The organism is Sphingobacterium sp. HJSM2_6, from assembly GCF_049316305.1.
In the GTDB taxonomy this organism is placed as follows: Bacteria; Bacteroidota; Bacteroidia; order Sphingobacteriales; family Sphingobacteriaceae; genus Sphingobacterium.
Genome location: NZ_JBMOXB010000008.1, coordinates 146414 through 161755 on the forward strand (window position 1 = coordinate 146414; position 15342 = coordinate 161755).

General features: G+C 35.2%; 10 protein-coding genes and 1 riboswitch. Of the genes, 7 read left to right on the plus strand and 3 right to left on the minus strand.

Translation table 11 applies throughout. From position 1 onward, the window contains the following. The first annotated feature begins 14 nt into the window (after nucleotides 1–14). Nucleotides 15–1112, plus strand: a complete 1098-nt coding sequence (locus tag ACFRAE_RS09215; RefSeq protein WP_422796855.1) for a DUF2891 domain-containing protein — start codon at nucleotides 15–17, stop codon at nucleotides 1110–1112. Nucleotides 1113–1278: 166 nt separating this feature from the next. On the opposite strand, the gene ACFRAE_RS09220 is transcribed toward ACFRAE_RS09215, so the two are convergent. Continuing rightward, nucleotides 1279–1539, minus strand: coding sequence for a 5-oxoprolinase (locus tag ACFRAE_RS09220; RefSeq protein ID WP_422796856.1), 261 nt, complete (start codon nucleotides 1537–1539; stop codon nucleotides 1279–1281). Nucleotides 1540–1599: 60 nt separating this feature from the next. Then, nucleotides 1600–1693, minus strand: a riboswitch (SAM-I-IV-variant riboswitch). A 111-nt stretch (nucleotides 1694–1804) separates the two neighbouring features. Continuing rightward, nucleotides 1805–3268 carry an RNA polymerase factor sigma-54 gene (gene rpoN, locus ACFRAE_RS09225; RefSeq protein ID WP_422796857.1) on the minus strand — a complete coding sequence of 488 codons (1464 nt, stop codon included), beginning with the start codon at nucleotides 3266–3268 and terminating at the stop codon, nucleotides 1805–1807. 230 nt (nucleotides 3269–3498) lie between these two features. Between rpoN and ACFRAE_RS09230 the strand changes: the two genes are divergently transcribed. Both ACFRAE_RS09230 and ACFRAE_RS09235 read left to right on the plus strand, forming a co-directional pair. Then, nucleotides 3499–5811 (plus strand): penicillin-binding protein 1A, encoded by a 2313-nt coding sequence (locus ACFRAE_RS09230; protein ID WP_422796858.1) that lies wholly within the window; start codon nucleotides 3499–3501, stop codon nucleotides 5809–5811. Nucleotides 5812–5861: 50 nt separating this feature from the next. After that, entirely contained in the window at nucleotides 5862–8984 is a 3123-nt protein-coding gene (locus tag ACFRAE_RS09235) for a DPP IV N-terminal domain-containing protein (protein WP_422796859.1), read from the plus strand. A gap of 67 nt (nucleotides 8985–9051) precedes the next feature. Here the strand turns inward: ACFRAE_RS09235 and ACFRAE_RS09240 are convergent, their stop codons facing one another. Continuing rightward, nucleotides 9052–9366, minus strand: coding sequence for a GIY-YIG nuclease family protein (locus ACFRAE_RS09240; RefSeq protein ID WP_422796860.1), 315 nt, complete (start codon nucleotides 9364–9366; stop codon nucleotides 9052–9054). A gap of 123 nt (nucleotides 9367–9489) precedes the next feature. Between ACFRAE_RS09240 and ACFRAE_RS09245 the strand changes: the two genes are divergently transcribed. The 4 genes from ACFRAE_RS09245 (at nucleotide 9490) to infB (ending at nucleotide 15200) form a co-directional block, all read left to right on the plus strand. Beyond that, nucleotides 9490–10263 carry an XRE family transcriptional regulator gene (locus tag ACFRAE_RS09245; RefSeq protein WP_422796861.1) on the plus strand — a complete coding sequence of 258 codons (774 nt, stop codon included), beginning with the start codon at nucleotides 9490–9492 and terminating at the stop codon, nucleotides 10261–10263. Nucleotides 10264–10369: 106 nt separating this feature from the next. Continuing rightward, the gene (gene rimP, locus ACFRAE_RS09250; RefSeq protein WP_422796862.1) at nucleotides 10370–10834 is read left to right on the plus strand and encodes a ribosome assembly cofactor RimP; all 465 of its coding nucleotides are present in this window, start codon (nucleotides 10370–10372) and stop codon (nucleotides 10832–10834) included. 2 nt (nucleotides 10835–10836) lie between these two features. Beyond that, a complete protein-coding gene (gene nusA, locus ACFRAE_RS09255; RefSeq protein WP_422796863.1) occupies nucleotides 10837–12075 on the plus strand; it encodes a transcription termination factor NusA in 1239 nt (412 codons plus the stop codon). 101 nt (nucleotides 12076–12176) lie between these two features. Continuing rightward, a complete protein-coding gene (gene infB, locus ACFRAE_RS09260) occupies nucleotides 12177–15200 on the plus strand; it encodes a translation initiation factor IF-2 (RefSeq protein ID WP_422796864.1) in 3024 nt (1007 codons plus the stop codon). Nucleotides 15201–15342: the final 142 nt, after the last annotated feature.

Genomic DNA, 15342 nt, shown 5'->3' on the forward strand with positions numbered 1-15342 from the left:
CCAAATCGTTGTATATGAATAAATATGTAATGTATATATTGCTTTTGCTCACAGGCTTACAGCTTTCATGTGCTGAAAAATCATCACAAAAAGATTTAAAGGTCAAAGAGGAAGCAAAACTCACATCGGAACTTGCCAAACAGATTTTTGCACTTCCTGTTCATTGTTTAACAATAGAATATCCAAATAAATTAGGTCAGGTTATCGGAAGTGAGGCAGATTTAAAAAGTCCAAAACAATTAAGACCCATATTTTATGGTTGTTTTGATTGGCATTCTTCAGTTCATGGATATTGGTCGATTATCAAATTAATGAAACAATTTCCTGAATTGGACACCGATGGAAATATTCGAAAGCTTTTAAATGAGCATATCACAGTGGAACATGTAGCGGTGGAAAAAGCCTTTTTTGAGGATAAAAATAATTTAAGTTTTGAACGTACCTATGGTTGGGCTTGGTTATTCAAATTGCAAGAAGAATTACATACTTGGAATGATCCTGATGCAAAACGTTGGGAAGAATATTTGCAACCTTTGGTTAATTTGTTGGTGCAACGTTACATGGAATATTTGCCAAAATTAGTATATCCTATACGAGCAGGTCAACACGATAATTCGGCATTTGGGTTGTCTCTATCTCTTGATTACGCTAAAACATTAGTAAATAAGCCGTTTGAATCAAGTATAAAGGAACATGCCTTAAGATTATTTCAACATGATAAAAATTGTGATTTGAATTATGAGCCAAGTGGATATGATTTTTTATCCCCATGTCTAGAGGAAGCATTTTTAATGAGTAAGTTAATGGATGAAATGAGCTATGATGCCTGGTTAAAGCTATTTATGCCTGAACTTTATGAGCCACAATTTGAATTAAAACCTGCAATTGTTAAAGATCGTAGTGATGGTAAATTGGTTCATTTGGATGGATTAAATTACAGTAGAGCAGTCTGTTTAAATGGAATTTCAAAATCCATTCCTGCATTAAGCCATTTGAAGAATATAGCAAATGATCATATCAACTTTTCTATTGGTAATTTACATGTAAAAGATGATTATATGGGGTCTCACTGGCTAGGTACCTTTGCCTTATATGCGCTTAGCAATAAATAGATTTTTAATTTAAACGCTTTTAATATACAACTTGATTTAATTAAGCAATTTTTTTGTTGTTCATTAAAACCATATTATAAGCCTATAGATTCGGTAAAATTTAGTGAAATCATTTCAAGATGCATGTTAAATTTCTCCAATCTATAGGCTTGAAAATTCTTAAATCCTACTGGATGGGTATTAATCTGTTTTCTTCCAATTTTACCTGTACCCTATGAATTTGTGTGAATCCATCTTCATGAGAAATAATTGCTGAAAGGTCTATGCCTCGTTTTGATAAGGCAGAAAGCAATGCTGTTCTAAATATTGTTTTGTTTTTTCCCCAATTGGATTGAATCAAATCATTATTAAGAATAACCAATTCTTGAGTAGAATAATGATAAAATTGAGATTGTAAATGTTTTTTTAGATCTGTGGAATTTGACATACAATTCTGTTTAAATAGTTTAACCATCATTGCATTCAGAAGTGGGATTTAGACCAGGCATAACTGCGTTTTTTTTGGTAAGCTACCCGTATTATTTTACCACCGCGGTGACTACACTCGGTTGGTATTGCTTTGGCAATTCTGAATACTCTACAAATTTAGTAGAATATATTTTAATTCCAAATAAATACCCTTAAATAATTTATAAATAAAAAAGCCTAATCTATTTTACAGATTAGGCTTTTTATAGATCGAATCATATGTTCTACAATTCTTTTCTTAAGCGTGCTACAGGAATATTCATAGCCTCTCTATATTTGGCTACCGTTCTTCTAGCAATAGAATAACCTTTTTCTTTAAGAATATCAGTTAATTTTTCATCTGCAAGAGGTTTTCTTTTATCTTCATTAGCTATACATTCCTCCAAGATTTTTTTAACTTCTTTATTGGAGACTTCTTCTCCAGATTCCGTTTGAATAGCTTCGGAAAAGAATGATTTTAGTAGGAATGTGCCAAATTCGGTTTGTACATATTTTGAATTCGCCACTCTAGATACTGTTGAAATATCCATTTCAATTTTATCTGCGATATCTTTAAGGATCATCGGTTTTAACATCCTGTCATCCCCAGTTAAGAAATAATCATATTGATATTCCATGATGGCATTCATAGTCTTTAAGAGGGTTTGTTGTCTTTGTTTGATGGCATCAATAAACCATTTTGCAGAGTCTAGTTTTTGCTTGACAAACTGAACTGCCTCTTTCATTTTTTTATCATTTTTTTCCGCCTTCTCATAATGCTCAAACATTTCTTGATACGAACGCGAAACACGCAATTCAGGTGCATTTCTGCTATTAAGGGTTAAATGAAGAACACTATCATTATTACTAATATGAAAATCTGGAATAATGTGAAGCTGTTTACCTGCCGCAGAACTGGAATCTCCAGGCTTAGGATTTAATTTTAAAATCTCATTAACAATCTCTTTTAATTCATCAGAATTAACACCTAATTGTTTTTCAATTTTATCGTAATGTTTTTTTGTGAATTCATCCAAATAATTCTGAACGACAACCATTGCCTCCTTGATAACAGGATTGTCTTGGTCTTTCTTTTTTAGTTGAATATTAAGGCACTCCTGAAGACTTCTAGCACCTATACCAGCAGGGTCGAATTCTTGAATTACACGCAACATATCTTCTACTTCTTTTTCCTCCACAAGTACATTTTGCGAAAAAGCTAGGTCATCAATAAGGGACGGGATAGGTCTTCTTAGATAGCCATCATCATCCAAAGACCCAATTATTTGTTGGCCTATTAAGAAATCTTTGTCGTTTAGCGCTAAAAGGTCTAATTGATTTTGAAGTTTTTCATAAAAAGAATCTTGAATAGCAATTGGGATTTCTTTTTTGTTGTCGTCATCATCTGAATCATAACCACCACTGTATTCTCGGTAGTCATCCTCCTGTATATATTCATCTACACTGAATTCTTCTTCATAACTATTCTCATCCATACTGAAATCATCATCTGGATCTTTATCAGGATATTCTTCAACAGGATCATTCATATTAGCAAGACTACCATCTTCTAAAGCTGGATTTTCTTCTAGTTCTTCTTTAATCCGTGCATCTAAAGATACTGTTGGAACTTGAAGCAACTTGATGAATTGAATCTGTTGGGGAGATAATTTCTGTAATAATTTTTGTTGTAAGGTTTGTTTTAACATGTTCCCAAGAAATATGTATATACCTGTAAAAATAAAGAATATAATTGAATCCAATATATATATTGAGGATTTACTTAAATTAGGTATAATTTTTGTGGCGATGACTTGCTGATATTCAAAGCAAATAAACCTAAAAAATCGATTTGTTAAAAAGCGTTAATTTTTAATTGCTGTAAAGAAAATAGGCTGTTAGGTGTATTAATTTCCAAAGTTTTCATCATATTTACCGTATGTTTAAACGGGTTCGAAATAAATTTTTGCGTATAACGCTGATTGTTATTTACTTCATCATTTTATTTACGTGTGCAGTTCAGATTAACTTTTTAGGCTTATTTGGATCATCCCCGACAAAGCAAGAAATTTTACTACCTAATTTAAATGTATCTTCTGAATTATATACAGCAGATTCTGTTTTAATAGGGCGATATTATAAACAAGACCGCGACCCTGTTCCTTACGATAGTATTTCCCCAAACATTATTAATTCGTTGATAGCAACGGAGGACGTTCGATTTTTTAAACATCATGGTGTAGATGTAATTGGATTATTTGCAGGAGTAATTTCGACCATTCGAGGGAGTGATCGAGGTGCAAGTACGATTACACAACAACTAGCGAAAAATTTATATCGTACAAGGTATCAAGATGCCCAAGGGGCATTAAGCAAGGTTCCGCTTCTAGGTATGTTGGTGACAAAATATAAAGAATGGATGACAGCATTTAAATTGGAAAGTAGATACAGTAAAGAAGAAATTCTAAATATGTACCTCAATACAGTTTCGTTTAGTAATAATGCCTATGGCATAAAATCGGCTACGCAACGTTATTTCAATAAATTACCTAGCCAAGTTAGTGTAAATGAAGCTGCTGTATTGATAGGTATGTTGAAAGGTACTACCTTATACAATCCTATTCGGAACCCTAAAAACGCTTTACAACGTAGAAATGTTGTATTGGGACAAATGGAGAAGGAAGGTTATTTAACTAACGATGAATATGGACAATATTCGAAACTACCTTTAAATCTCAATTTGAATAATCAAGAACAACGAAGTTCAAATGACTCCTATTTAAGGACAGCAGTGGAGAAATGGCTTGAAAAATGGGCCGAAGAGAATGAAATAGATATCTACACCAGTGGGTTAAAAATATATACAACTATCGATTCTAGAATGCAGAAAATAGCTGAAGATGCAGTTGCCGACCGTATGAAAGAATTGCAACGTAGATTAGATAATGTATGGTCAAATGAGCTGCCATGGAGAGATAAAGAGGGGAATGTAATTCCAAACTTCTTGGAAGATCATGCTCGTAAATTGCCATCCTATGCTTCCATGTTAAAACAATTTGGCACAGAGGAAAAAGTTTTTGAAGAATTTGCTAAGAAAAAGGAAATGGAAATATTTACTTGGAATGGGCAAGAGAAAGTAAATTATTCAACCCTTGATTCATTAAAACATTATTTAAGTATGTTAAATACGGGGATGATGGCCATGGATCCTTACAATGGAGAGATTAAAGTATGGGTGGGGGGGATCAACCATCAATATTATAAGTTTGATCATGTGAATCAGGCCAAACGACAACCAGGATCAACCTTTAAACCTTTTGCTTATGTGACAGCATTGGAAGAGGGGATGACTCCATGCGATACTTATGAGGATAAACCGGTGAAGATTGAATTTATAAATAATAAAGGTGAAAATGAGGTTTGGGAGCCTAAAAATGCGGATTGGAATTTTTCTTATAGTAAGCTGTCGCTAAGACATGCCTTAGCTCGTTCATTGAACACAGTTACAGCACAAATCACTCAAGATGTTGGATGGGATAAGGTTGTTGCTATGGCTCAAAATTGTGGTATAGAAAGTAAGTTAGAAGCGGTTCCTTCTGTGGGATTGGGATCTAATGAAGTCACTGTTTTTGAAATGGTGCGTAGTTACGCCACATTTATGAATGAAGGTAAAAGAACTGAACCTGTTTTGGTGAGCCGAATTGAAGATAAAGACGGTAAAGTTTTGAAAACGTTTAAGACTGAACAAAAGCAAGTGTTAACTGCAGAGAATGCCTGGTTAATGTCTTATATGCTAAGAGGAACGTTAGAAGAGTCTGGAGGAACCTCACAGGCCTTATGGGAATGGGACTTGTTTCAAAAAGATAATGAGATCGGCGGAAAGACAGGTACTTCCTCTGATTATGTAGATGGATGGTATATGGGCGTTACCAAAGATTTAGTAACTGGAGTTTGGGTAGGCTGTGATGAACAAAGTATCCATTTCAAAAGTTCAGCGACAGGAGAGGGGTCTAAGACTGCTCTACCGATTTATGCTGTATTTATGGAGGAATTGTATAAGCATCCTGAATTGGGGGTTACTTTTGGGAAATTTCCGGAAGCTTCGGTAAAAATTCATAAAAAATATAATTGCCCTGGCCCAAGAATTCGGATACAGCCAGAAAATGATGGTTCTGATAGTTTACAGGTGGAACAGGAAATACCAAGTCTTACTTTGCCAGAAGTAGTTCCTGAGGGTAGTGATAGTAATTGATCATGTAATTAATACTAGTTTTAGTATATTTAATAGATATTCGATAAGTTATGAAGTTGAAAATAAACATATTGCATAGGGTTTTGAGCCTCAGTTTTTTATTGATGATATTGGTGTCCATCGTTCCTTTGGATTCCTCGGCTCAATATTTCGGACAGAATAAGATGCGGTATAAAAAACTGGATTTTAAGGTTTATGATACCCCACATTTTAATCTCTATTATTATCTGGAAAACGACTCCATGATGAATTGGTTGGCTAAGGAGTCTGAGGTTTGGTATGAGTTACATCAGCAAGTTTTTCAAGATACTTTTTTCAGAAAAAACCCAATCATTTTTTACAATAATCATCCGGAATTTCAACAAACAACTGCTATTTCTGGGGAGATATCGGTAGGAACTGGCGGTGTCACTGAAGCTTTTAAGCAGCGTGTGATAATGCCAATAATGCAAATAAACCAACAAACAAGGCATGTTTTAGGTCATGAGTTGGTGCATGCTTTTCAATACCGAAAATTAATAGAAGGTTCTGATACAACACGTTTGGAAAGTGTAGCCAATATTCCCCTTTGGATGGTGGAAGGTATGGCAGAATATTTTTCAATCGGAAAGAAAGATGCGTTTACTTCTATGTGGATGAGGGATGCCTATGCTCGAAATGATTTGCCGAGTTTGGGTCAGATGACGGAAAACATGAATCGTTATTTTCCATATCGTTATGGACAAGCATTTTGGTCTTATGTAGGTTCAACATATGGTGATACGGTGATTATGCCTTTGTTTGTGGAAACTGCGAAATATGGATATGAGCATGCTATACGCCGAGTGTTTGGTTATGATGCTCAAACCATGTCTACGTTGTGGAAAAGCAGTATGGAGAACACTTATAAAAACTTAGGTAAAGACACAACTTCCAATCCTATAGGTCAATTGCTTTTATCTAAGAAAAATGCAGGCCGTATGAATGTTTCACCTGCCATTTCTCCTGATGGAAAATTTGTGGTTTTTCTATCTGAATTGGATTTGTTTAGTATTGACTTGTATTTAGCGGATGCTGAAAACGGTAAAATCATTCGAAAATTAGGAAGCCGATTGACGAATAAAGATATTGATGAATTTAGTTTTATTGAATCCGCGGGAACCTTTTCTCCAGATAGTAAGAAGTTTGCTTTTAGTGTGTTTAGTGATGGCAAAAATAAATTGATGATTGTGGATGTGGAATCTGGTAAATCTTCGAGTGTGGTTCCGATGGGTGATATCAAGGAGTTTACTAATATTACTTGGGCTCCAACTGGAGATTTGGTGGCATTTTCTGGTCTTAATGATGGTCATAGTGATATCTACACTTATAACCTTAAGTCTAAAGAACTTACTCAATTGACAAATGATAAGTTTTCGGACTTTCAACCTAGTTTTTCTAGGGATGGCCAATATATTGTATTTAGTACAGATCGAGTTTCTTTAACTTCTGATTCGAGAAGCGTGGATATTCCAATGAATTTGGCAATTATTGATTTGAAAACTAAAGCGTTGAAAAATCTACCTATTTTTCCAGGTGCTAATAACTTAAACCCGCATTTTTCTTCGACTGGCAAAGAAATTTACTTCTTATCGAATAGCGATGGATTTAGGAATATGTATCGTTATCATGTAGAATCTGAAATTGTGGAGCGTTTAACGGATTATTTCACAGGAATTAGTGGGATTACGGAATACTCGCCAGCGATGAGTATTTCCGCGAAAGATGATATCGTTTATTCCTATTTTAAAGACAATGCTTATACCGTTTATAAAGCGAAGAGTACTGATTTTGAAGGCGTGGTGGTAGATCCTGGAAATGTAAACTTTGAAGCAGCCATGTTGCCTCCTTTACAAACGCGAGGAGTGAATGTTGTAAATACCAATTTACGAAATTTCAATGCTTACAGTCGTATAAATGATGATGCGATTACTGATATTCCTTATCAGCCCAAATTTAAATTGGATTATTTGGCTAATAGTGGTGTAGGAATGTCTGTTGGTTCTCGATATGGCGCTGGTATCTCATCTGGTATACAAGGTATGTTTTCCGATATTTTAGGTTATAATCAGATTTTTGCTGCGGCGAATGTGAATGGTGAGATTTATGATTTCGGTGGGCAGATTGCGTATATAAATCAAAAAAGCCGTTGGAATTGGGGTGGCTCTTTATCTCATATTCCATATCGATTTGGATTTTACGAATATAATTTTAGGAATTTAGGGGCAGGGTCTGAATATGTATTAGATCAATATTTGATTCGTTCATTTCAATCTCAAGCCGATGCATTTGTAGCTTACCCTTTTAATCGACATCATCGTTTTGAAACTGGAGGAGCAGTCTCTTACAATTCTTATCGTGTCGATCGCTATTTTCAAGGTATGAATTCTTATATTGGCGGACGTGAACGTGTATCTAATGAAACAGCAGCCAAAGCATTTGGAGCCAATAATTTAGATCCATTTGCCTTAATGCAAGTGAATGCTGGATTTGTTGGTGACAATGCTGTTTTTGGAATTGCAGCACCTTTGCAAGGGTATAGATATAGACTTGGTGCTGAGCAATATTTTGGAACGTATAAATTTACAGCGTTAAATATAGACTTAAGGAAATATCATAGGATGAAGCCTGTTACGATTGCAGCACGTTTATATTCGTATATGAGAATAGGTGAGAATAGTGATCAATTGTATAATATTTACATTGGCTATCCTTATATGGTGCGTGGTTTTGAAGGTAATTCATTTGGGCCTAACAGCAAAATTGGATTTTCTGATTTATCGGGTTCAAGAATGGTTGTTGGGAATTTTGAAGTTCGATTACCATTTACTGGGCCTGAGAAACTTGCGGTTCTTCCTTCTGGAATGTTATTTTCTGACTTGAATTTCTTTATTGACGGGGGGCTTGCTTGGCGAAGCGGTTCAGAAATAAAATGGAATAAAACGGATGAAGATAAAATCACAGAATCCCAAGGTGGACAGAATGTTCAAGTGTATAATCCGAATGTGACTATGCCTGTTTTTAGTGCAGGAATTTCGCTTAGGGTCAATTTGTTTGGCGCAATGGTACTGGAGCCTTATTATGCTATTCAGCTTAATAACCCGACTAGAGAAAAATTTGGAACCTTTGGATTAAACTTTGCTCCGGGATGGTAGTCATAGAAGGAGTGGAGAGAGATAAGTGAAATTTAGATAAAAGGTTGTTAAGGCCGTTGTTTATTGCTTATGCATAAACAACGGCTTTTTTTATGTGCTGTGCTGTATAGAATTGCTGATGCAAACTTGACCAGTTTGGGTTCGTTTTTCGAATTAACCTTTCTTTGACAATTCTTCCGAAACTACTTAATTCAATGAATCTTCTTTCTGCCTCGTCTTTATTTAAAAATGATTCGAAATACACCATGCGATTCAACGTGGATTGTGTAGTTGTATTCCCTTTCATTATAGTCGCTTCTGTCATCGTATTAAAGAGGTCATTGCTTATTCCTGCTTGAATGAACATACGGTTAGGGTCAGTAAGAAGATAAGTATAATACATGATAAATCTGTTTAATTACTAAATTATTTGGTTATTTATATAAATATTACTAATTTTATTGGCACAATATTACTAATAAATTTAGTATATAAAAAATTTATATTGAAAAATTAATAAAATATTATGTCTAATATATCTTCGAATCTTAAATTTTTAAGAAAGAAAAAAGGGCTTACTCAACAACAATTTGCTGATTTAATGGAGATTAAACGAGCTTCTGTTGGTGCTTATGAGGAAGATAGAGCAGAGCCTAAATATGAGTTGCTAAAAAAGATAGCAGAATTTTATGAGCTATCTATGGATGAATTGGCGAACGATGTAATAGATGATAAATGGAAGCCTACTCATAAAAGTAATGCCTCAAATCTGCGTGTATTAAGTGTTACAGTGGATGCTCAGGATAGAGAGAATATAGAGTTAGTTCCAGTTAAAGCAAGTGCTGGGTATTTAAATGGATATGGTGATCCGGAATTTGTAAAAGAATTGCCTAAATTTTCATTACCCATATTTAGTCAAGGAACTTATCGTGCCTTTGAAATTAAAGGCGATTCTATGCTTCCATTACCTTCGGGCTCATTGGTAATCTGTGAATATGTAGAAAATTGGCATGACATTAAAGTTGGAAGTACTTATGTGGTAGTGTCGGGAAATGATGGGATAGTTTATAAACGCATAGGGCAAAAGTTTAAAGAAGATAAGGGACTGAAACTAGTTTCAGATAATAAGAGTTATGATCCATATTGGATTGAACCAAATGATTTATTGGAAGTTTGGAAAGCTAAAGCTTTCGTAAGCACAGAACTACCAGAGCCAAATCCAGAACCGACCTTAGAAGGTTTGTCTGCCATGATGGCTCAAATGCAGAAAACGATAAGCTCCGTAGTGGATAAAAAATAAGGATATCTTGCAAATATTTCTAAATATTAATATTAATTGTTATCTTTGTAGAATCTGAAAGGAAGGGGGCATGGTATGCCCCCTTTTTTAATTCAAATTTTAAAATATGCAGGTAGAAGATCGTGTTAGGGAACTAATAGAAGAGAAAATAGCTGATCGAGAGGATTTATTTATCGTTAGTATTCGGTTTTTAAAGAATGGGGTTTTAGAGATTTTACTAGATGGAGATGAAGGAATTGCAATTGAAGATTGCGTGAAAGTGAGCAGGCATGTAGGGTTTCATTTAGAGGAAGAGAACACGATAGAAACGGCTTATCGATTGGAAGTATCATCACCGGGAATTGATTCTCCTTTATTGTTGAAAAGACAATATTATAAAAACATAGGAAGAATGGTTAAGATTCAAACTATTGATGGACTGAAAAGGGAAGGAAAGTTACTGTCAGTTTCTGAGGAATTAGTTCAGATAGAAGAAAAAGTGAAAGAAAAAGGAAAAAAAGCCATTGATGTGATGACTGAAATTCCTTTCGATCAAATAAAAGAAACAAAAGTGTTAATTTCATTTAAATAAAAATGAGTACTAATATCAACTTGATAGACTCGTTCCAAGAGTTTAAAGATTTCAAGAACATTGACCGTCCTACCGTAATTACTGTATTGGAGGAAGTATTCCGCAGTATGATTCGTAAGCGTTTTGGTACAGATGAAAATGTAGACGTTATTGTCAATCCAGATAATGGAGATTTGGAAATTTGGCGTACTAGAGTGGTGATGGAAGATGGCTTCTCGGAAGATGATGACTTGGAAATCGAACTTGCTGAAGCACATGGCTATGATCCGGACCTAGAAGTAGGTGATGATTATATTGAACAAATAACTTTGGAAAGTTTTGGTCGTCGCGCAATTCTTGCTGCTCGTCAAACCTTAGTTTCAAAAATCTTAGAACTTGAAAAAGACGAAGTCTTTAAAAAGTATAAGGATCGTGAAGGTGAGTTAGTGATTGGTGAAGTTTATCAGATCTGGAAAAAAGAAATATTAGTGCTAGATGAAGATGGTAATGAACTGATTTTACCAAAAACAGAACAAATACCGGCGGATTATTTCAAAAAGGGTGATAGTATTCGTGCAGTAGTTCATAAAGTAGATATGATGAATAGTAATCCAAAAATTATTATATCTCGTACTGCTCCAGAATTTTTGCAACGCTTATTTGAACTTGAAGTTCCTGAAATTTTTGATGGTTTAATCACGATTAAGAAAATTGTTCGTGAACCAGGTGAACGTGCAAAAGTAGCTGTAGAATCTTATGATGATCGTATCGATCCTGTAGGAGCCTGTGTGGGTATGAAAGGGTCACGTATTCACGGTATCGTTAGGGAATTACGGAATGAGAATATCGACGTTATCAACTTCACAACAAATCATTCCTTATATATTACTCGTGCTTTAAGTCCTGCTCGTATTACTTCAATCAAAATTGATGAAGAGAATAAAACGGCAGCTGTATATTTGAAACCAGATCAAGTTTCATTAGCAATTGGTCGTGGAGGTCATAATATTAAACTAGCTGGTAAATTGACTGGTTATGAAATCGATGTGTATCGTGAAAATGATGAAGAAGAGGAGGATGTGGATATCGAAGAATTCGCAGATGAAATCGATAGCTGGATTATCGATGAATTGAAACGTGTAGGCTTGGATACAGCAAAATCTGTCCTTGCATTATCAGAGGAAGAGTTAATTAGACGTACAGATTTGGAGGATGATACCATTCGTGAAATCCAACGTATATTACAATCGGAGTTTGAATAGTCAAACAAACCTCGGCCATGGATTTAACAATTTGTAAAAAATTGTTAAATCCATGTAAAAAAACATATTTTTGTAAAAGAAACTTATTTTATAGTTAGTAGATGTCAGAAGGAAAAAGTATAAACTTGCTTAAAGCAGCAAAAGAGCTAAACATTGGTATTGGTACCGCTGTTGAATATTTGGTAAAGAAGGGATTCGATTTAGATTCTAGACCAAATACGAAACTAAGTCCCGAAATGTATGGCGTTCTTTTGAAAGAATTTCAAGGTGATAAAATTGTTAAGGATGAAGCTAAACAGATTATAATTGGCAAAATTCGCCGTGATGAAAGTCCTGCTGGAGGTAATGTTCATGGATCTAACGATGCTAACGATGAAGTTGATGCTCCTACAGAAGTAAAGGAGATTTTAATAAAGAATACTACAGTTGATGCTGATCCAGTTCGTGAGGAAGTAAAAAAGGAAGAGGAAACTCATTCTTCTTTAAAGGTTGTTGGAAAAATTGATTTAGATAGTTTGAAACGTGGAAAGCCCATTGTAAAAGAAGAACCAAAAATCGAAGTAAAGGTAGAAGAACCAAAAATCGAATTGAAAAAGGAAACTCCAGAACCGAAACCAGAACCAGTAGTGGAAGTAATTCCAGTTCCAGAACCTGTAAAAGTAATTGAGGTTAAAGAAGTACCAGTAGTTCAACCTAAAGAGGAGATTCCTGTTAAGGAAGAGAAACCTCAACCTATCATAGAAAAGAAAGAAGAACCTATCAAACAAGTGAATCAGCAAACTGAAAAACCTGAACCTCAAGACGATGTTATTCGTGCTAGATCTGAAACCTTGAGTGGTCCTAAGGTCGTAGGCAAAATACAACTTCCTGTTGCAAAGCCTCATAAACCGGTGGCATCCTCATCGAATAATTCTGGAAATAATAATAACGATAATAAGCGTAAAAGAAAGCGTACGAATAAGGGTAACCCGAATGTAAATACGCCGAACGCTTCTGGACCTAACAATCCAAATAATAACAATAGACAAGAGGGAAATCGCCCTCAGCATCCTGGAAATAATAATTCTGGGAACAATGCGAATAATAATAATCCAAATAATAACAATCGCCCTAATAACAATAACAGAAGCAACCATCCAAATGCTGACCGTCATGGTAATAAAGGACGTAATGATCGTTCAAGAAAACCTGAAGTAGCGAAGGAAGAACCTTCTGAAAAGGAAATCCAAGATCAAATCAAAGCTACTTTAGCTCGTTTAAGCGGAGCTGGTAAATCCGGTAAATTCGCTCAACGTGCTAAATTACGTCGTCAGAAACGTGATGATATAGCTCTTTCTGCTGAAGAAGCTGCAATGGAGCAAGAAGCGATGTCAAAAATCCTTCGCGTAACCGAATTTGTAACAGCGAATGAATTGGCAAATTTGATGGATGTTCCAGTAACGCAAGTAATCGCTACTTGTATGAGTTTAGGAATGTTTGTTTCAATTAATCAACGATTAGATGCTGAAACGTTAGCGATTGTGGCTGATGAATTCGGATACCAAATTGAGTTTATTAAACCAGAAGATGAAGAGGTCGCTGAACTTGAAGAACCAGATACTTTAGATCGCGTAGTTTCTCGCGCACCAATTGTGACGGTGATGGGACACGTTGACCACGGTAAGACTTCCTTATTGGATTTTATCCGTAAGGCAAATGTTACTAAAGGGGAAGCTGGTGGTATTACCCAACATATAGGTGCTTATGCAGTGAAATTGGAAGATGGAAGAAAAATTACTTTCTTGGATACTCCAGGTCACGAAGCCTTTACAGCGATGCGTGCACGTGGTGCTCAAGTAACAGATATTGTTATTATCGTTGTTGCAGCGGATGATGCAGTAATGCCTCAAACTAGGGAAGCCATCAACCATGCTATGGCGGCAAATGTGCCTATTATCTTTGCCTTTACTAAAGTAGATAAAGCAGGTGCAAATCCTGACCGTATACGTGAGCAATTATCTGCAATGAATATCTTAGTTGAAGATTGGGGTGGTAAATACCAAGCGCAAGAAATATCAGCTAAGACAGGTGAAAATGTAGACCTTTTGTTAGAGAAAGTATTGTTAGAAGCAGAAATGCTTGAATTAACTGCTGATCCAGGGAAACGTGCTGTAGGTTCGGTTATTGAAGCTGCTTTAGATAAAGGTCGTGGTATTGTTACTACGGTATTAGTTCAAAGTGGTACTCTAAAAGTGGGTGACCCAATTCTAGCAGGATCTTATTCAGGTAAAGTTAAAGCCTTGACAAACGAACGCGGTGAACGTGTGAAAGAAGCTGGTCCATCTGTTCCAGTTCAAATCTTGGGAATGTCAGGTGCTCCAACTGCAGGGGATAAATTATATGTTATTGAAAGTGAATCTGAAGCGCGTCAAGTTGCCAATAAACGTTTACAATTACAACGTGAACAAGGTATGCGTGCTACTAAACATATCACATTAGATGAAATTGGTCGTCGTTTAGCAATTGGTAACTTTAAAGAATTGAACATCATTGTTAAAGGTGATGTGGATGGTTCAATTGAAGCATTATCCGATTCATTATTGAAACTTTCGACTGATGAAATTCAAGTAAATATTATCCATAAATCGGTGGGTGCTATCTCTGAATCTGATGTGTTATTAGCATCTGCTTCTGATGCTATCATTATCGGTTTCCAAGTAAGACCGACTCAAAATGCGCGTAAACTTGCAGAGAATGAACAAATTGATATTCGTTTGTACTCGATTATTTATGACGCTATTGAGGAGATTAAATCTGCTATGGAAGGTATGCTAGCTCCTAAGTTTGAGGAGAAAATTGTAGCAGAGGTTCAAATTAGAGAAACATTCAAGATTTCCAAAGTGGGTACAATTGCTGGATGTATGGTATTAGATGGAAAAATTACTCGTAATAACGATATTCGTGTAATTCGTGAGGGTGTTGTGATCCATACTGGTAAATTAGCTTCTTTAAAACGCTTTAAAGATGATGTTAAAGAAGTATCACAAGGATATGAATGTGGTTTGAATATTGATCGTTTTAATGATATCCAAGTAGGAGATATCGTAGAAGCTTTCGAACAAGTAGAAGTAAAACGTAAACTTTAATAGAGTTTTCAAAATATTTAAAAACCCAATCTTATTTAAGGTTGGGTTTTTTTTATAAATAGTTTGCCCAAACTATTTGTTATAATGTCATGTAATTTCCTTAAAACATGTTTTAATTTGAAAAAAGAAGATTACATCTTAT